The sequence below is a fragment of the Staphylococcus massiliensis genome, from assembly GCF_043186315.1.
GTDB classification, from domain to species: Bacteria; Bacillota; Bacilli; order Staphylococcales; family Staphylococcaceae; genus Staphylococcus; species Staphylococcus massiliensis.
Genome location: NZ_CP171119.1, coordinates 1,837,359 through 1,854,531, shown reverse-complemented (window position 1 = coordinate 1,854,531; position 17,173 = coordinate 1,837,359). Strand labels below are relative to the sequence as shown.

Annotated in this window: 20 protein-coding genes; 14 read left to right on the top strand and 6 right to left on the bottom strand. The window is 34.6% G+C overall.

All coding sequences use genetic code 11. From position 1 onward, the window contains the following. Positions 1-67 precede the first annotated feature (67 nt). Complete coding sequence (locus tag ACF3N8_RS08975) at positions 68-439, bottom strand: accessory regulator family protein (protein ID WP_009384374.1); 372 nt, start codon at positions 437-439, stop codon at positions 68-70. Positions 440-633: 194 nt separating this feature from the next. Here ACF3N8_RS08975 and ACF3N8_RS08970 point away from each other — a divergent pair, with 194 nt between their 5' ends. Both ACF3N8_RS08970 and ACF3N8_RS08965 read left to right on the top strand, forming a co-directional pair. After that, a complete protein-coding gene (locus tag ACF3N8_RS08970; protein WP_009384375.1) occupies positions 634-1,065 on the top strand; it encodes a hypothetical protein in 432 nt (143 codons plus the stop codon). Between the two features lie 111 nt (positions 1,066-1,176). Then, positions 1,177-1,767, top strand: a complete 591-nt coding sequence (locus ACF3N8_RS08965; RefSeq protein ID WP_009384377.1) for a hypothetical protein — start codon at positions 1,177-1,179, stop codon at positions 1,765-1,767. A 35-nt stretch (positions 1,768-1,802) separates the two neighbouring features. Here the strand turns inward: ACF3N8_RS08965 and ACF3N8_RS08960 are convergent, their stop codons facing one another. After that, positions 1,803-3,155, bottom strand: coding sequence for an aspartate kinase (locus tag ACF3N8_RS08960; RefSeq protein ID WP_238100686.1), 1,353 nt, complete (start codon positions 3,153-3,155; stop codon positions 1,803-1,805). Between the two features lie 193 nt (positions 3,156-3,348). On the opposite strand from ACF3N8_RS08960, the gene ACF3N8_RS08955 reads away from it, so the two are divergent. Genes ACF3N8_RS08955 through ACF3N8_RS08940 form a run of 4 tightly spaced genes read left to right on the top strand, consistent with a single transcriptional unit; the run spans position 3,349 to position 7,471 of the window. Then, positions 3,349-4,629, top strand: a complete 1,281-nt coding sequence (locus tag ACF3N8_RS08955) for a homoserine dehydrogenase (RefSeq protein WP_238101977.1) — start codon at positions 3,349-3,351, stop codon at positions 4,627-4,629. Between the two features lie 6 nt (positions 4,630-4,635). Then, a complete protein-coding gene (gene thrC / locus ACF3N8_RS08950) occupies positions 4,636-5,700 on the top strand; it encodes a threonine synthase (RefSeq protein ID WP_392449839.1) in 1,065 nt (354 codons plus the stop codon). A gap of 1 nt (position 5,701) precedes the next feature. Continuing rightward, positions 5,702-6,628, top strand: coding sequence for a homoserine kinase (thrB, locus tag ACF3N8_RS08945; protein ID WP_017176539.1), 927 nt, complete (start codon positions 5,702-5,704; stop codon positions 6,626-6,628). Between the two features lie 36 nt (positions 6,629-6,664). Beyond that, on the top strand, positions 6,665-7,471 hold the full coding sequence (locus ACF3N8_RS08940) for a Cof-type HAD-IIB family hydrolase (protein WP_017176538.1): 807 nt from the start codon (positions 6,665-6,667) through the stop codon (positions 7,469-7,471). Positions 7,472-7,545: 74 nt separating this feature from the next. Here ACF3N8_RS08940 and ACF3N8_RS08935 read toward each other — a convergent pair whose 3' ends face one another. Next, positions 7,546-7,860 carry a hypothetical protein gene (locus ACF3N8_RS08935; RefSeq protein WP_009384388.1) on the bottom strand — a complete coding sequence of 105 codons (315 nt, stop codon included), beginning with the start codon at positions 7,858-7,860 and terminating at the stop codon, positions 7,546-7,548. A gap of 173 nt (positions 7,861-8,033) precedes the next feature. Continuing rightward, on the bottom strand, positions 8,034-9,482 hold the full coding sequence (locus ACF3N8_RS08930) for an amino acid permease (protein ID WP_238100682.1): 1,449 nt from the start codon (positions 9,480-9,482) through the stop codon (positions 8,034-8,036). A 237-nt stretch (positions 9,483-9,719) separates the two neighbouring features. Between ACF3N8_RS08930 and ACF3N8_RS08925 the strand changes: the two genes are divergently transcribed. Then, complete coding sequence (locus ACF3N8_RS08925; RefSeq protein WP_009384390.1) at positions 9,720-10,100, top strand: VOC family protein; 381 nt, start codon at positions 9,720-9,722, stop codon at positions 10,098-10,100. Positions 10,101-10,252: 152 nt separating this feature from the next. Here ACF3N8_RS08925 and rpmG read toward each other — a convergent pair whose 3' ends face one another. Beyond that, on the bottom strand, positions 10,253-10,402 hold the full coding sequence (rpmG, locus tag ACF3N8_RS08920; RefSeq protein ID WP_009384392.1) for a 50S ribosomal protein L33: 150 nt from the start codon (positions 10,400-10,402) through the stop codon (positions 10,253-10,255). 182 nt (positions 10,403-10,584) lie between these two features. Here rpmG and rpsN point away from each other — a divergent pair, with 182 nt between their 5' ends. From rpsN to ACF3N8_RS08905, 3 genes are all read left to right on the top strand, one after another. Next, positions 10,585-10,854, top strand: coding sequence for a 30S ribosomal protein S14 (rpsN, locus tag ACF3N8_RS08915; protein WP_009384394.1), 270 nt, complete (start codon positions 10,585-10,587; stop codon positions 10,852-10,854). Positions 10,855-10,950: 96 nt separating this feature from the next. Continuing rightward, the gene (gene guaC, locus ACF3N8_RS08910) at positions 10,951-11,928 is read left to right on the top strand and encodes a GMP reductase (RefSeq protein ID WP_009384396.1); all 978 of its coding nucleotides are present in this window, start codon (positions 10,951-10,953) and stop codon (positions 11,926-11,928) included. 65 nt (positions 11,929-11,993) lie between these two features. Beyond that, a complete protein-coding gene (locus ACF3N8_RS08905; protein WP_392449838.1) occupies positions 11,994-12,953 on the top strand; it encodes a CAP domain-containing protein in 960 nt (319 codons plus the stop codon). A gap of 210 nt (positions 12,954-13,163) precedes the next feature. Here the strand turns inward: ACF3N8_RS08905 and lexA are convergent, their stop codons facing one another. After that, entirely contained in the window at positions 13,164-13,787 is a 624-nt protein-coding gene (lexA, locus tag ACF3N8_RS08900; RefSeq protein WP_009384400.1) for a transcriptional repressor LexA, read from the bottom strand. 142 nt (positions 13,788-13,929) lie between these two features. Between lexA and ACF3N8_RS08895 the strand changes: the two genes are divergently transcribed. From ACF3N8_RS08895 to ACF3N8_RS08880, 4 genes are all read left to right on the top strand, one after another. Then, entirely contained in the window at positions 13,930-14,097 is a 168-nt protein-coding gene (locus ACF3N8_RS08895; RefSeq protein ID WP_017176535.1) for a hypothetical protein, read from the top strand. 140 nt (positions 14,098-14,237) lie between these two features. Continuing rightward, positions 14,238-14,468 (top strand): DUF896 domain-containing protein, encoded by a 231-nt coding sequence (locus tag ACF3N8_RS08890; protein ID WP_009384402.1) that lies wholly within the window; start codon positions 14,238-14,240, stop codon positions 14,466-14,468. A 158-nt stretch (positions 14,469-14,626) separates the two neighbouring features. After that, entirely contained in the window at positions 14,627-16,615 is a 1,989-nt protein-coding gene (gene tkt / locus ACF3N8_RS08885; protein ID WP_238101978.1) for a transketolase, read from the top strand. 196 nt (positions 16,616-16,811) lie between these two features. Further along, complete coding sequence (locus ACF3N8_RS08880; RefSeq protein WP_009384406.1) at positions 16,812-17,042, top strand: YneF family protein; 231 nt, start codon at positions 16,812-16,814, stop codon at positions 17,040-17,042. Positions 17,043-17,173 lie beyond the last annotated feature (131 nt).

The following is a 17,173-nucleotide window of genomic DNA, read 5'->3' as shown; positions in this document are numbered from 1 at the left end:
AGTAAATTACATATAAAAGTTATTTAGAAAAGCAAACAACTTTTAACATAAATTGTTTGCTTTTCTACTATTGGTTTTCATTCATGATGTCTTGGATTAATGCATCAAATTCATCTAGCAATTTGTGCATATGTTTATTTTGCTTTTCAGTAATAGTAATGAAAACCTTACGTTCGTCTTCTAAAGAGCGTTCTTTCCCAATAATTTGGTTTTCTGTTAAAGCTGTTAGTGACTTATGGATTTCCATTAAACTAAATGTGAGTGATTTCTTAACTTCATTTAATGGAATTCTATTGCTATCACAGGTGCTCAAATGATGCAGAAAGATAAAATCATTCAATTTTAAACCATATTTCTTTTTAATTTCACTAATTAGACTTTTACGTTTCAATTCATATTCAAATATGATAGATGCGTTTACCTGATTAGCTGATGTCATAAATTTCACCCCTATAAATTATTTATCGGTACCATTCGATTATAATAAATTTATTATTATTTTAAAAGTAAATACCATTATAAAATGGATTTAATGACACAATATAATAAAATCATTGATTTTTACTATACTAACACATTTTTAGTTAATTGAATAATTGGAACTCTAGATATTTTAAAAGAGAGGAATTTTAAATGGAAAATATTTCGCAAATAAATATAAAGGACGTTATAGAAAAATTTGGAAATGGTGACATCATTGCGCTTGATTATCATCCAAGTTGTCTAGAGGTAATAGACGAGATAAGTAATCAAAATAAAGAAGTATCTATTTTGAGTGCATCGACGCACGTCATGGCTTATGTAGCTAAACATTCTAAATTGGACATTATCATTCCAGATGGTGTCGTTAATAGGGAAGCGGGATATATCCACGACATTACTCAAAATCGTCATTTAAATAATATCGAGATCACAGCTTACTTTAAAAACGTTTCTTGTACGAGCAATTGTGACAATTCTAAGGGCGAAGACTCAGTATACGCTGATATACAAGCGTATTTAAGTAAACAAGCTAAAGATATTTACCTGTTAAATAGTAATGACATTAAAACTAATTCTAAATGATATAAATTATATTTTGACGTTTTTTGAAATTAATAGATGCATGTGTTGAATGATAGATGGCGATAACGTATACTGTACCGTGATGTAAGCGTTTACTATGGAGGTGACAACATGACACAAACTGATCAAAGTGCCATTCAATTAATAGAGGAAATGATCCGCCGTGCACCTAATGATTTCAAATTCCACGGTGATATAGCTACAAATTTATTTTTATATGACGAACTTAAATATAATGGATTAATTGAAATATGTATTAATCGAGACCGTATTTCTAAGATTATCAAACTTATTCCAAATAAATATGACATTCGATTTATTAAGAACCATGAATATATCGATCAATCAAAAGTTGATTACAATCTTATTAGTGGTTTAGATATTTTTGATGACGGTAAGCAAATTTTATCGATCATTATTTATGATGTAGACAATAATGATTGGATTTATCGATTAGATCGAGATATCAGAATGCCTGAACAAAATATTTACTATCATTCACTTAAATGGAATGTCGATTATATAAAACCAGAAATTGTACTTATGTATGAATTGAATCAGCCTTTTAAACTAATTAAACATAAGAACTATCGTAATTTAATAGATAATCTAAGTTACTTTCAATTTGTAACCCTAAAACTCGTAGTTGGTGAGAAAATTATTCAAGATGTTGTCGACCAACATAAAAGAAACCACACATAATGTATGTTAACGCTACATTGTGTGTGGTTTATTCATTATCTAGGGAAACAGTATTGATATGTTGTACGAACTGCTTTGTCAGCATCATGCATCGAAATACCAAACATCATCGAAATTTCTGACGACCCTTGGTTAATCATCTTCAAGTTAATGTTTGCGTTCGCTAATGATTGCGTAATTTTGTTAGCTGTGCCTACAACTTGACTCATACCTTCGCCAACAATCATAAGAATTGCTAAATCATCCTCGATACTTAACTCATCAACATCACAACGTTTACGAATCTCATTTAATACTTTACGCTCTTTACCTTTAATTTGATCAGAACGTAAGATAATACTGATGTTATCAATACCTGAAGGCATGTGATCAAATGAAATATCATTTTCAACAAGAACACTAAGGACTTTATTCGTGAAACCAACTTGTCTATTCATTAAATATTTCTTAATGTTAATACTTGTAAATCCTTTGTCACAACTAATACCTGATATGATATTTGAAGTGTTAATTTCTCTGTCATGAACGATGTAAGTGCCACGGTCTTGCGGGCGGTTCGTATTTTTAATTACGACTGGAATGCGATCCTTGTGAAGCGGTTGTAATGCCTCATCATGAAAGACGCCGAAGCCTGCATATGATAACTCACGCATTTCTCGATACGTAATTTCCTCAACCATTTCTGGGTCCTGAATGATATTCGGATTAGCTTTAAATATACCTGAAACATCCGTAAAGTTTTCATATTGCGACGCACGCACGCCTCTAGCTACAATTGCACCTGTGATATCAGAGCCTCCTCTTGGAAAAGTCACAATGTAATTCGACTCAGATACGCCGAAAAACCCTGGAATAATAAGCTTTTCTTTATATTCACGTAGTTTATAGATTTCATCATAAGATGATTCAAGAATCATTGCATTACCAGGTAAGTCTGTAACTTTGATACCTGCTTCTTTAGGTGAAATATAACGCGTTGGGATACCTTGGTTGTTGTTATACTCGGCAATTAATTGCGCGTTGAAGTTTTCCCCACAAGATTGTAACGCATCAAGGAGACGCTCAGGTTCATTTTTAAGTGTCTTAATGTGATGCTCTAGAGTCTCATCAATAGTATGTAAAATATCATGCTTTAAATCTAATTCTTCGACGATATCTTTGAAGCGATCAATAATTTCTTGCTTCTTATTCGTATAATTTAAGTTATTCATAACTTTCTCATACAAACGAATAAGTAAATCAGTTGTTTTAACATCTTCTTTAAATCTTTTACCAGGGGCTGATACGATGACAATCTTACGATCAGCGTCCTCATTCACAATATTTAGAACTTTTTTGATTTGAGATGCATTTGAGACAGAACTGCCTCCGAATTTTGCTACTTTCATAGTTAACAAACACCTTCCATGACAAATTAAAAAATGAGTTTAGTTTTTAACGTAATAATGCTATTATTATATTGTATTTTCTAAAAATTTCGAACTTTACAAAAGTAAGTAATGAAATTATACTAAACCATAATCTCGTATTTTTCAACTATACAATTGTATTTTTAAAAAGAACACATTGGGGGAATTGATTATGAAACAATTAAACATCGCATTACTCGGTCTAGGTACAGTTGGATCAGGCGTTGTTAAAATCATTGAGGAGAATCAACAACAAATTCAAGATACGATAGGTAAGAAATTACATATTAAACATATATTAGTGCGTAGTAAGTCTAAGAAGCGTCCTATTAATATTACCCAATATCATTTAACAGAAAATGTTGAGGACATTTTAAATGATGAAGAAGTAGATATTGTCATCGAAGTTATGGGTGGTATCACATCTACAGTAGATTGGCTTAAACAAGCTTTATCATCAGGTAAACACGTCATTACAGCAAACAAAGATTTATTAGCCGTTCATTTACGAGAATTAGAAGATTTAGCTGAAGCGAATGGTGTAGCCCTTAAATTTGAAGCCAGTGTTGCGGGTGGTATCCCAATCGTGAACGCCATAAACAATGGTTTAAATGCGAATAATATTAGTAAATTTATGGGTATCTTAAACGGCACATCTAACTTCATTCTTTCTAAAATGACCCAGGAAAATGCTTCGTATCAAGATGCTTTAGACGAGGCTCAAGCGCTTGGTTTTGCTGAAGCTGACCCTACAGACGATGTAGAAGGTATCGATGCAGCACGTAAGGTAGTAATCACTTCTTATTTATCATTTAACCAAGTAATTCGTTTAGAAGATGTTAAATGCCAAGGTATCAGTCAAGTAACAACCGACGATATCGCGCTAGCAGATGCATTAGGCTATAAAATTAAATTAATTGGTAAAGGAACGTATGACAAAGGGCGCGTTCAAGCTTCGGTTGAACCTACTTTAATTCGTAAGGAACATCAACTTGCATCTGTAGAAAATGAATTTAATGCAATTTATGTCATTGGTGACGCTGTAGGTGAAACGATGTTCTACGGTAAAGGTGCTGGAAGCTTAGCTACAGGTAGTGCCGTAGCAAGTGATTTATTAAACGTTGCACTTCAATTTGAATCTAACTTACACACATTACCGCCTCATTTTGAACTTAAAACAGATGAAACGAAAGAAATGATGGAGTCAGGTGATGAAACTAAACTTAAATCTAAGGAAAGTTTCTACATTGTGGTTCATAATCAAGGCAAAGAGGCTTTTCAATTAGAAGATGACATTAAAGCCGCGTTACCTTTGCACAAAACTTTAAAGGTCAAAGATCGTGACGATTCTACAGCAAGCATTCTAGTTGTTGGTTTAGACGAATCACCAGTAAAAGAACTTGAAGCTAAAGGTTTTGAAATCGAAAAAGTTTATCCAGTTGAAGGGAATTGATTTGTTATGAAAAGATGGCAAGGTTTAGTAGAAGAATATAAAGCATATTTACCGTTTGATGAAAATACACCAAAAGTTTCGTTAAACGAAGGGCATACACCATTAATTTATTGTGATAAGATGTCAGAAATGCTTGACATAGACTTGTACGTTAAATTTGAAGGGTTGAATCCGACTGGCTCTTTTAAAGATAGAGGCATGGTTATGGCCGTTACGAAAGCTAAAGAAGCAGGTAAGAAGATTGTCATTTGTGCGTCAACTGGTAATACATCAGCTTCAGCTGCAGCTTATGCTGCCCGCGCTGGTATGAAAGCCATTGTCGTTATCCCTGAGGGTAAAATTGCTTTAGGTAAACTATCTCAAGCGGTGATGTATGGTGCAGAAATCGTTTCTATCGATGGTAACTTTGATGAGGCATTAGAAATTGTTAAAGAAGTTGCAGAAAATAGTGATATTGAACTTGTGAACTCTGTAAACCCATTCCGTATCGAAGGTCAGAAGACGGCTGCCTTTGAAGTCGTGGAACAATTAGATGGTCAAGCGCCGGATGTATTATCTATTCCAGTAGGTAATGCTGGTAATATTACGGCGTATTGGAAAGGCTTTAAAGAATTTGATGACAAGCATCAATCAGGGCGTCCAACTTTATACGGTTTCCAAGCTGAAGGTGCTTCACCAATCGTTCAAAATAAAGTAGTAAAGAACCCTGAAACGGTTGCGACAGCGATTCGTATTGGTAACCCTGCGAGTTGGGATAAAGCTTTAAAAGCCCTAGATGAGTCAAATGGCCTAATTGAAAGTGTTACGGATGAAGAAATTTTAGAAGCGTATCAATTGATGGCTAAAAACGAAGGTGTTTTTAGTGAACCAGCGAGTAACGCTTCAATTGCAGGCTTAATTAAATTACATCGTCAAGGTAAATTACCGAAAGGGATTAAGGTCGTATCTGTATTAACAGGTAATGGCTTAAAAGACCCTGATACAGCAATCGATTTATTGGAAAACCCAATCCAACCATTGCCGAACGACAAAGACAAAATTATTGAATATATCGAGAATGCTTTAAAGTAACATGAAAGAAAAGTTACTTTTACAAGTACCAGCTTCGACAGCCAATTTGGGTGTTGGCTTTGATTCGATTGGTATGGCATTAGATAAATATTTAACGATAGAAGCAAAAGTAATTGAAGGTGATTCGTGGCGTTTTGTACATGAGGGTCCTAATCTTGAAGGTTTACCTACGAATTCCGATCATTATATGTATCAAATCGCGCATAAGGTCGCTTCTAAGTTTGATGTAACGCTACCGAACCTTGAAATTAAAATGCGTAGTGAAATTCCTTTAGCCCGAGGTCTAGGATCTTCTGCTTCAGCACTCGTAGCAAGTTTATACATTACAAACTTCTTCACAGAGCTTGAATTATCGAAGTATGAATTACTTCAAATCGCAACTGAAATCGAAGGACATCCAGATAACGTTGCACCTACTATTTATGGTGGCCTTGTTGTGGGGTATTATAATAGTCAAAAAAATACGACGGATATTTCGTATATCGATACGCCAAAAGTGGATGTAGTTTTAACTATTCCATCTTATGAGTTAAGAACAGAAGATGCCCGTAACGTATTACCAGACGCGTTTAATTATCAAGAAGCTGTTCAATATAGTGCGATTAGTAACACGATGATTAGTGCTTTAATTCAACATGATTATAAATTAGCAGGAAAACTGATGATGCAAGATGGCTTTCATGAGCAATTCCGTAGTCATTTAGTCAAAGAAATGGCTGAAATTAAAGAGATTGGTGCGCGCCATCATGCTTATGCAACAGTTCTAAGTGGTGCAGGTCCTACAATGCTTACATTAATTAATAAGGAAGACAGTGGTGCGTTTGTAAGAGAACTTAAACAAGCGTTCAAAGATTGTCAGACAGAGTTCGTTACGATTAATGAAGCGGGTGTTAAAGCCAAAGTCGTATACGAAGATGCTACTTTCTAGTAAAATAAAGATTGAATTAGAAAGGAGTTTCGTCACATGACCTATAAAATGATTGTTATGGATATGGATGACACATTGATGACATCTGAAAATAAAGTCAGCGCTAAAACGAAAGCGTACTTAATTGACCTTCAAGAAAAGGGTTACAAAGTCGTACTCGCTTCTGGTCGTCCAACTGAAGGAATGTTACCTGTAGCAAAAGAACTAAAGATGGATGAGTTTAATAGTTACATCATTAGTTATAACGGTGCTAAAACCATTGAAGTTAAATCGGAGAAGGAAATTGATAGTAATCTTATTTCTAAACCAAATTTAGATCAAATTGTAGATTATTGCCGCGAGAAAGGCTTTTTACCATTATCTTATAAAGATGGTCAAATCATCATTGAAGGTGATCATGAATATGAACAGATTGAATCTGAGATCACTGGATTGCCGCTTAAGAAGGTAGCTGATATTAAAGCGTACATAAATGAAGATGTACCAAAAGCGATGGGCGTAGATTATGAGGCGAACATTGAAACGGTTCTTAAAACACTAAAGGGTAACTTTAATGATGACATTGATGTGACTACAAGTAAGCCATTCTTCTTAGAATTTATGGCTAAGTCTGTTTCTAAAGGTGAAGCTATTACACATTTAGCGACCAAACTAGATGTACCTATGCAAAAAATCGTCGCATTTGGTGATAGTTCGAATGACACAACGTTACTTCAAGTAGTAGGCCGTGGCATCGCGATGGGTAATGCGATTCCAGCTTTAAAGGACATAGCGGATGATATTACGCTAGATCATGATTCAGATGGCATTCCACATGCCTTAGAAAAGTTAATCCAATTATAAATATAAAGTCGTGAGACAATAAATGACTTGAGAAATTTACCCTCAGTCATATAATGCTCACGACTTTTTAGTATTTATTTAGCTGTGTGTGTCCATTCATGCTTACCACGATGTCTTTTGACAAGTGCATAAATTTGGTCTGCAGCGTAATCTAGGTTCGTGTATACCGTAATCGAAAACGCCGATTGCTTTTCTGCAAATGGTTCGTGTAAGTATAAGTCCTTTAAATGGTCGAATAAACGTTCCATTTGATCATGCGTTAAGCTTCCATATTCTCGTAACGTACGTTTAATTAACTGACCATGTTTCTCTTCAAGTGATTGAACAACAATTACAAAACGTTCTTCTTCTTTCATGACGTCATCAAATAAATTCGTTTGACCTACCATGACAACTCCACCTTTGCACGATATTCCTTACTATTATTATACTATATTTTTAAAAGATGAGAAATATTATCTTTTTAACTTAATTTAAACTGCGCATGCTTTTTGAAAATGAAAAAGGTAGGTAAGAAGCCATCACGACTTCTGATACCTACCTTAATGAGTGTTCTATGAACTTATTTGTGAACTTCATGCTCTGAAAGATCGATATCTTTGATTTTGATAAAAGATGTCTTTCTAACAATCTTATGAATGAAAAAGATTGCAACCATAATGATAATTGGTAAGAAGTTCTGGAATACCTTATAAAAATCTAAATGAATGATTGCATTAAATGAGTTACCAAATAATAGGAAAATTAATGTTAAGATAACTATGATTGGACCTATTGGATAAAAAGGCGCTTTATATGGCAATAATTTATTAATATCTTTGCCTTGTGCCTTTATAGCACGACGTACTCTAATTTGCGCCCAAATACTAGAAGCCCAAACAAAAATAACGAGTGATCCGATGATATTAAGTAAATTCATAACACTATTTTCATTAAAATTCGCATAAACGATGACAGCTAATACGACAATGAAAGTTGTGAATAAAGCCGACATAGGTAACTTTGTCTTAGCGTTTAAGTTACCCAGGAATTTAGGTGCTTGTCGATCATGAGCCATTGAGAAAAGCATACGACTCGTCGTATAAATACCTGAGTTCGCTGCAGATAATAGTGATGTTAAAATAACTGCATTAATGACCGACGCTGCAAATGCAATACCTACACGGTCAAACACGATTGTAAAAGGACTTTGGTTAACAGAACTTGATTTATTTAAAAGCATTGGATCTGTATATGGAATGATTGCTGAGATAACTGCAATTGATAACACATAGAATAATAAAATTCTCCAGAATACTTGTTTAATTGCTTTCGGCATCGATTTACCAGGATTGTTTGATTCTCCAGCTGTAACAGCGACTACTTCAGTTCCCCCAACAGAAAATCCTGCAATGAGTAGCACGCTTAGGAATCCTGAAATACCACCTACGAAAGGTGCTTCTCCAGTTGTAAAGTGACCGAATCCATATGTTTTACCACCTAAAATACCGAAAATCGTTAAAATCCCTAATACGATAAAGACGATGATTGTGATTACTTTAATCAGTGATAACCAGAATTCAGCTTCACCGAATGCTTTTACAGATAAAATGTTTAATAAGAACAATAAACATAAAAATATGATACTCCACCAAACAGGTGACATGAATTGGAATGTCGACCAATAATTCAACACACTAGAAGCAACGATAATATCTACACTTGCTACGAGTGACCAGATGGCCCAGTAGAGCCAACCCATTATAAACCCCATCGATGGATGGATGAAGCGAGATGAGTATGAGCTAAAAGATCCTGATACTGGATAGAATGTAGCTAACTCTCCAATTGATGACATTAAGAAGTACAACATGACCCCTATGATTAGGTATGCTAAGATCGCACCACCAGGACCAGCCTGAGAAATGACGCCACCAGTGGCTACAAATAGTCCAGTACCAATTGCGCCGCCAATAGCAATCATTGATATGTGCCGCGAACTCAACCCTCTCTGCATTTTATTTTCTTCCATTTCTTTATCTCCCTATATCTAAGTTTTAGTATTTCTATAATTGTACGCTTTAAAGTGTTAATATTCAATACAATTTTGAGTAATATATGAATTAATTTACGCAATTTTCTAAATTTAAGTAATATTTGGTATAATACAACATATCTTTTGTGTTTACTTTCTATTAGTATAGGAATGTGAAAATGAGAAGTAGTGGAAGTGTTATAATTTAATCTTTAAAAGGGTGGGGAATTGAAGATGATTGATCACACGTGGACGAATCTACCAGTAAAAGATCTAGGTAAAAGTAAGGCATTTTATGAAGCAATTGGTTTTGAAATTCAGACGCAACCAGAAAATGAACATGAATTATTTGCTGCTCGAACATCATCAAGTAATGTTATCATGCTCATACATGAAACACGGTTTGCACATTTCGCTCAGAGTGAACTTACTCAGCATCATGCGAACGCTTTAATTTCTATTTCGGTTAATGATAAACATACGTTTCATCAATTGATGGAAAACGTTAGTAAAAGTGGTGGTGAAATTAAGGTAGCAGGTGAGATGTCGTATGGCTACTATGGGGGCGTATTCACAGATATAGATGGTCATCATTTCAACGTTATAGTTATGTAGTAACGTCTAAAGTGACGTATTTCTACTATATAATAGTCAATTAAAAAAGCTAAGGCTCAATGAACACAAATACATGTGAGAGCCTTAGCTTTTTAATATGCAATAACCTCTTTGTCGTAGTTTGAAAAATGAGATGAGGTTTATATGTTAAATTATTTTGTTTCGCGATGTAATGTATGACGATTTAATCTTGGGCAGTATTTTTTCATTTCAATACGCTCTGGATTCGTACGTTTGTTTTTAGTTGTAATGTAGTTACGATCGCCACATTCTGTACATGCTAAAGTAACGTTAATACGCATAATATGACTTCCTTTCTTGAATAGGACTGTTTACGATTCATTATAATAGCATATAAATACCGCGACTGCAATGTTTAATTCAAATTTACTTTTAAAAAAGAAAATTAAGCTATTGCTTTCACTCATAAATGTGTTATATTATAAAACGTAATAATTACGATTTAGAAAAGGAGTAATAATTTATGGCTAAAAAATCTAAAATAGCTAAAGAAAGAAAAAGAGAAGAACTTGTAGCAAAATATGCAGATTTAAGACGTGAACTTAAAGCTAAAGGAGATTATGAAGCGTTGCGCAAACTTCCGAGAGATTCATCACCAACACGTTTAACACGTAGATGTAAAGTTACGGGTAGACCAAGAGGTGTATTACGAAAATTTGAAATGTCCCGTATTTCATTTAGAGAATATGCGCATAAAGGTCAAATTCCTGGTGTCAAAAAATCGAGTTGGTAATATAGCAAATTTATGAACAAAGCGCCTACTTATTTACTTTAATAGTAAAACCATGTATATTATCTAAGGACTAAAAATAAGTAAGGGGCTTTTTTAATGAAAATATTTGATTATGAAGATATTCAACTAATTCCTAATAAATGTATTGTGACAAGTCGTTCACAATGTGATACTACGATTCAGTTTGGTTCTCGCAGATTTAAGTTACCGGTTGTGCCAGCAAACATGCAAACGGTAATGAATGAATCTTTAGCAGAATGGTTTGCACAAAACGATTACTTCTATATTATGCATCGTTTTGACGAAGCGGGTCGCATACCTTTTGCTAAGCGTATGCAAGAGAAAGGACTATTTGCCTCTATCTCAGTTGGTGTAAAACCAAACGAATACGATTTTATTGAATTACTAAAAGCAGAAAATGTTGTACCTGAATATATAACAATCGACATCGCACACGGTCATTCTGATGCTGTTATTAATATGATTAAACATATTAAAAAGCACCTACCTGATACTTTCGTTATCGCAGGTAATGTAGGTACACCTGAAGGCGTTCGTGAACTCGAAAACGCGGGTGCCGATGCAACAAAAGTTGGTATTGGTCCAGGTCGTGTATGTATTACTAAAATTAAGACAGGTTTTGGAACAGGCGGTTGGCAATTAGCTGCTGTTAACTTATGTAGTAAAGCTGCTCGTAAACCAATCATTGCAGATGGTGGCATTCGTACACACGGTGACATTGCAAAATCAATTCGCTTTGGTGCATCGATGGTAATGGTTGGCTCATTATTCGCGGCACATGAAGAATCGCCAGGTGAAACAGTAGAACTCGAAGGTAAGTTATATAAAGAGTACTTTGGAAGTGCTTCAGAGTATCAAAAAGGCGAACACAAAAACGTTGAAGGTAAAAAAATGTTTGTCGAGCATAAAGGTTCTTTAAATGATACACTTGTGGAAATGGAACAAGATTTACAAAGTTCTATCTCTTACGCTGGTGGAAAAGACTTAGAATCTTTACGCAAAGTTGATTATGTGATTGTGCGTAACTCAATTTTTAACGGCGATAGAGACTAACGCGTTATAGGCGGTGAAGTACGATTAGAAGACTAACATTATATATCCTTTTGTTTTTAGTACTTATGATCACAATTCCTACTCATTCTCCTAAGTTTATGGAAGATTTGTATCAAAAAGCTGATCATAAAATAGCATCAATGACATCAAACACCCATGATGAGCCATTAAAGACCCCTAAAGAACAACCCTTTGCCGTGCGCAACATTCAACTCAACATGGATAAACAAACTGTTGAACAAAAGTTAGGTAAGCCTCAACGTGAGACACGTAATGAGTATGGAAATAAATGGTATACGTATCATAATCAGTATCAAGGGTTTGTAATGGTAAGTTATTTAGACAATAAAGTACACGGTTTATATACGAACCAAAATATAATATCTTCTAAAAATAAAATTAAATATATGACACCTAAGGATGTCGTAAGACAAAGACTAGGTAAGCCACTTGATGAAATTGATAAAGGTAAATATCGAATTGTCTTAAACCACGATCACGATATTTTTTCTAAGGATGGTACCTATATCTCTGCATTCTACGATAAGCATCGTGGTAATAGTTTAACTGGGTTGCTGATTGTAAGTAAAAAATTGGAACATCAATTAAGTGACCAATACGGTAGTCCGTCTAAGTCCTTAAAAGAAGGTTTTGAATTACTGAACTTCGATTTAGTTAATGCTGAGCGCGTTCAACATGAGTTACCTCCATTATCTTATTCAGGAAGTGTATCTCAAACCGCTCGCAAACATAGCCAAGATATGGCAAAGCATAATTATTTTGATCATACCTCGTTAAAAGGTCTATCGCCATTTGATAGACTTAAAAACGATGGCCATGATTATAATTCTGCCGGAGAAAACTTGGCTCATGGTCAGAATAATAGTATTGTAGCGCATCACGGTCTTATGAATTCACTTGGGCACCGTAAAAATATTCTTGAGCCTTCATATCAATCTCTAGGCGTAGGTGTTTCATTTAATGATGAGAAATCTCCTTACTGGACTGAAAATTATACCGGATAGTCGGTTTGATAGTATCTCAGAATGGGAACAAGTTAGTAGAGGATGATGATATGAGATTTAAAGAACATAACAATGACAAAGATATATTAGAACAAGTTAAAGATATTTTATCTGACAAAAATTAAACATTTATACAGTTAAATCGTGCTTCACTTAAAATGAATTATTAAAAAAGAGAACCATTAAATTGGTTCTCTTTTTTTGCACCTATTACATTTCTCTATATAATCCTACGACTTTACCTAATACGGTTACATGTTGTAAATAAATCGGGTCTAACGCGCTATTTTCTGGTTGCAGACGATAGCGTGTTTTTTCTTTGAAGAATCGTTTAACTGTAGCTTCATTTTCCTCGGTCATAGCTACGATGATATCACCATTTTCCGCAATATTTTGACTACGTACAATCACTTTGTCACCATCAAGAATTCCAGCTTCTATCATACTATCACCGACAACGTTTAGTATAAAAATGTCACTATTATGTGTTGATGTATAGTGTTCTGGAAGAGGGAAATACTCTTCTACGTTTTCAACTGCTGTAATTGGAACACCAGCTGTAACTTTACCTATTACAGGAACATGAATTGTTTCTTCCATATTAATAGGTTCGCCTATTTGTTCGGTAACAATTTCAATTGCACGTGGTTTAGTAGGATCGCGTCTGATATAACCTTTTTCTTCAAGTCGAGATAAATGACCGTGAACTGTAGAACTAGATGCTAAACCTACAGCTTCACCTATTTCACGAACACTTGGTGGATACCCTTTTGATTGGACGATTTGCTTAATGAACTCGTATATTTCACTTTGTCGTTTAGTTAGTTCTTTCATAATAGGCACTCCTTCGATTTATTTAAGTCAATTATAGCATGATAAACAAAACTTTACAAACATTTGTTCGTTAAAGTGTTGACTAGGAATATATGTTCTGATATATTAAATACACAAACAAACGTTCTAAGGAGAGGTTATCATGCTTAAACAATTAAAAGATTCTTTCATGATTTATATGTCGGTTTTTGTTGTATCTATGGGCTTTTTCTTCACTTATTTTATCACAGCGAGCGAGGAAGTAAATGCTTCGGATAGCGAACAAGTTTATCAAATGACAGATCATAAATTACCGAACGTAGATTCTTAAATTAGACTTTAAACCGAACGTGTCGTACGCATCTTACATTCTCATACTTCTACTATAACGTGTACAAGTTGAACTATTTGGTTTAACTTGTACTTTTTGGTATATTCTTGTAAAGAAAATGAACGATAAGGAGTGTAAGCATGTTAGAGAAAGATCAAATTAATCGAATCAATGAACTTGCTAAGAAAAAGAAGAATGAAGGGTTAACTGAAGAAGAAGCTAAGGAACAATCTAAATTAAGAAGTAAATATTTAGAGTCTTTTAGAAAAAGTTTCAAGAGTCAAATTGAAAATACAAAAGTTATCGATCCTGAAGGAAATGATGTTACCCCTGATAAAGTAAAACGTATTCGAGAAGATAAAAACAAATAATTTTTCCTAAAATGAACTTTTATCAAAGCGTAAACTTTGAAGGTTCGCTGTAGGTAGTTCAAATATAAATACTTAATAGTATAATTCTTAGATATTATAACTTGTAATCAGGTATAATAATAATGAGGATGTATTTGGACAAGAAAGGAAGTCATACGATGATGAACAAACAAGATCAATTAGCAATTGATACGATTAGAGCACTTAGCATAGATGCGATTGAAGAGGCTAATTCAGGACATCCTGGATTACCAATGGGTGCTGCTCCAATGGCTTATACACTATGGACGAGACACTTAAATTTCAACCCAAAATCTAAAGATTATTTTAATAGAGACCGCTTTGTACTATCTGCTGGTCATGGTTCTGCATTGCTTTATAGTTTGCTTCACGTTTCAGGTGGGCTTGAGTTAGAAGAATTAAAGCAATTTAGACAATGGGACTCTAAAACACCTGGGCACCCGGAATTTAGACATACAGATGGTGTTGAAGTTACAACTGGTCCATTAGGACAAGGTTTTGCTATGTCAGTTGGTATGGCAATGGCTGAACATCACTTAGCTGGTAAACTCAATCAACCTGACAACGATATTATTAATCATTATACGTATGTGCTTGCTTCAGACGGAGACTTAATGGAAGGTATTTCTCATGAAGCTGCTTCTTTAGCAGGGCATACAGGACTTAATAAACTCGTTGTTTTATATGATTCTAACGATATATCATTAGATGGTAAGTTAGATAAAGCCTTTTCAGAAGACATTAAAATGCGTTTTGAATCTTATGGATGGGAACACATCTTAGTTGAAGAAGGTAATGATATTGAAGCGATTGATGCTGCGATAGCAAAAGCCAAATCAAGTGAAAAACCATCTATTATTGAAGTTAAAACGATTATTGGCTATGGTGCACCAACTAAATCTAATAGTAACGCTTCGCACGGAGCACCTTTAGGTGAAGATGAACGTCGCGCTACATTTGAACATTATGGTTTAGATCCAGATAAGCGCTTCTACGTACCAGAGCGAGTATATGAAATTTTCAACGAAACTATGATAGCTCGCGCTAACGATAATGAACAAATATGGAACGATAAGCTAGCGCAGTATAAAAACGCATACAAAGAGTTAGGTGAAGAACTTGAATTAGCGATTTCTGGTAAATTGCCACAAGGTTATGAGAAGACATTACCGAAATATGAGCTCGATCATAGTGGCGCTACTCGAGCTGACTCAGGAGAAATCATTCAAGTCCTAAGTCAATATGTACCATCTTTCTTTGGCGGATCTAGCGACTTAGCTTCATCTAATAAATCGAATGTTAAAGAAGCTACTGACTACGATAAGTCACACCCTGAAGGTAAAAACGTTTGGTTTGGTGTACGTGAATTTGCAATGGGCGCTGCAATTAATGGTATGGCTGCTCACGGTGGACTTCACCCATATGGTGCTACATTCTTCGTATTTAGTGATTATCTAAAACCAGCCATTAGACTATCAGCAATAATGGGCGTTAATGCTACATTCGTCTTTACGCATGATTCTATCGCTGTTGGTGAAGATGGTCCTACACATGAACCTGTAGAGCAGTTAGCAGGGTTAAGAGCTATCCCGAACCTAAATGTGATTCGACCTGCTGATGGTAATGAAACTCGCGTTGCATGGAAAGTTGCTCTTGAGAGTGATCAAACTCCTACTGCACTTGTCTTAACAAGACAAAATCTTAAGACACTTGATGTACCGGAAGCTAAACTTGAAGAAGGTGTAAGAAAAGGGGCATATATTGTATATGAGTCCGATAATTTCGAGTATCTACTGTTAGCTTCAGGCTCAGAGGTTAATTTAGCATTAGATGCAGCTAAAGCTCTTGAAAAAGAGGGCAAAGGCGCTCGCGTAGTATCTATGCCTAACTGGAACGCGTTTGAACAACAAACTGATGCTTATAAAGAAGAAATTTTACCGCCTTCAATAACTAAACGAGTTGGTATTGAGATGGCTGCTTCATTAGGTTGGCATAAATATGTCGGCTTAAATGGTAAAGTGATTTCAGTTGATACATTTGGAGCAAGTGCCCCAGGAGATCTTGTAGTAGAAAAGTATGGTTTTAATGTGGATAATGTATTAAAAGAAATTAAGACAATGTCGTAATGTTTTTAGAGTGCTTTTCATAAAAAATAAAGAACGGTGTGCATGTAGGGTGTGCACCGTTTTTAGTTTGACGATAAATTAAATCCCTTATACGATTAGCTTAGAACTTATAAAATTGATCTATCGAGATAATGAATCTTGAAATCTTGAAATAATTTTAGTAAAATTCAGTAGGATAAAGAAAGTGGGTGAAATGATGGCAACTTGGTTAGCAATTATTCTTATCATTGCTGCACTTATTCTTGGATTAGTAGGTGGTTTCTTCTTAGCAAGAAAATACATGATGGATTACCTTAAGAAAAACCCGCCTATCAATGAAGAAATGTTAAGAATGATGATGATGCAAATGGGTCAGAAGCCTTCTCAAAAGAAAATTAATCAGATGATGACAATGATGAATAAAAACATGGATAGTAACATGAAATAATTGAACATCTATTGTAAGAAAGCTCAAATGCGTATGAAGCGTATTTGAGCTTTTTTCAATTTTATAGTGTGTCTTTTATTCAGTTTAATCAATATTAAAAGCATTGAGTTTCATTGATTTAAGTGATTTCA

Excerpts from the sequence above, each read along its gene's own strand:
- ACF3N8_RS08975 (WP_009384374.1), bottom strand. The coding sequence starts at position 439 with ATGACATCAGCTAATCAGGTAAACGCATCTATCATATTTGAATATGAA.
- ACF3N8_RS08970 (WP_009384375.1), top strand. The coding sequence starts at position 634 with ATGGAAAATATTTCGCAAATAAATATAAAGGACGTTATAGAAAAATTT.
- ACF3N8_RS08965 (WP_009384377.1), top strand. The coding sequence starts at position 1,177 with ATGACACAAACTGATCAAAGTGCCATTCAATTAATAGAGGAAATGATC.
- ACF3N8_RS08960 (WP_238100686.1), bottom strand. The coding sequence starts at position 3,155 with ATGAAAGTAGCAAAATTCGGAGGCAGTTCTGTCTCAAATGCATCTCAA.
- ACF3N8_RS08955 (WP_238101977.1), top strand. The coding sequence starts at position 3,349 with ATGAAACAATTAAACATCGCATTACTCGGTCTAGGTACAGTTGGATCA.
- thrC (WP_392449839.1), top strand. The coding sequence starts at position 4,636 with ATGAAAAGATGGCAAGGTTTAGTAGAAGAATATAAAGCATATTTACCG.
- thrB (WP_017176539.1), top strand. The coding sequence starts at position 5,702 with ATGAAAGAAAAGTTACTTTTACAAGTACCAGCTTCGACAGCCAATTTG.
- ACF3N8_RS08940 (WP_017176538.1), top strand. The coding sequence starts at position 6,665 with ATGACCTATAAAATGATTGTTATGGATATGGATGACACATTGATGACA.
- ACF3N8_RS08935 (WP_009384388.1), bottom strand. The coding sequence starts at position 7,860 with ATGGTAGGTCAAACGAATTTATTTGATGACGTCATGAAAGAAGAAGAA.
- ACF3N8_RS08930 (WP_238100682.1), bottom strand. The coding sequence starts at position 9,482 with ATGGAAGAAAATAAAATGCAGAGAGGGTTGAGTTCGCGGCACATATCA.
- ACF3N8_RS08925 (WP_009384390.1), top strand. The coding sequence starts at position 9,720 with ATGATTGATCACACGTGGACGAATCTACCAGTAAAAGATCTAGGTAAA.
- rpmG (WP_009384392.1), bottom strand. The coding sequence starts at position 10,402 with ATGCGTATTAACGTTACTTTAGCATGTACAGAATGTGGCGATCGTAAC.
- rpsN (WP_009384394.1), top strand. The coding sequence starts at position 10,585 with ATGGCTAAAAAATCTAAAATAGCTAAAGAAAGAAAAAGAGAAGAACTT.
- guaC (WP_009384396.1), top strand. The coding sequence starts at position 10,951 with ATGAAAATATTTGATTATGAAGATATTCAACTAATTCCTAATAAATGT.
- ACF3N8_RS08905 (WP_392449838.1), top strand. The coding sequence starts at position 11,994 with ATGATCACAATTCCTACTCATTCTCCTAAGTTTATGGAAGATTTGTAT.
- lexA (WP_009384400.1), bottom strand. The coding sequence starts at position 13,787 with ATGAAAGAACTAACTAAACGACAAAGTGAAATATACGAGTTCATTAAG.
- ACF3N8_RS08895 (WP_017176535.1), top strand. The coding sequence starts at position 13,930 with ATGCTTAAACAATTAAAAGATTCTTTCATGATTTATATGTCGGTTTTT.
- ACF3N8_RS08890 (WP_009384402.1), top strand. The coding sequence starts at position 14,238 with ATGTTAGAGAAAGATCAAATTAATCGAATCAATGAACTTGCTAAGAAA.
- tkt (WP_238101978.1), top strand. The coding sequence starts at position 14,627 with ATGATGAACAAACAAGATCAATTAGCAATTGATACGATTAGAGCACTT.
- ACF3N8_RS08880 (WP_009384406.1), top strand. The coding sequence starts at position 16,812 with ATGGCAACTTGGTTAGCAATTATTCTTATCATTGCTGCACTTATTCTT.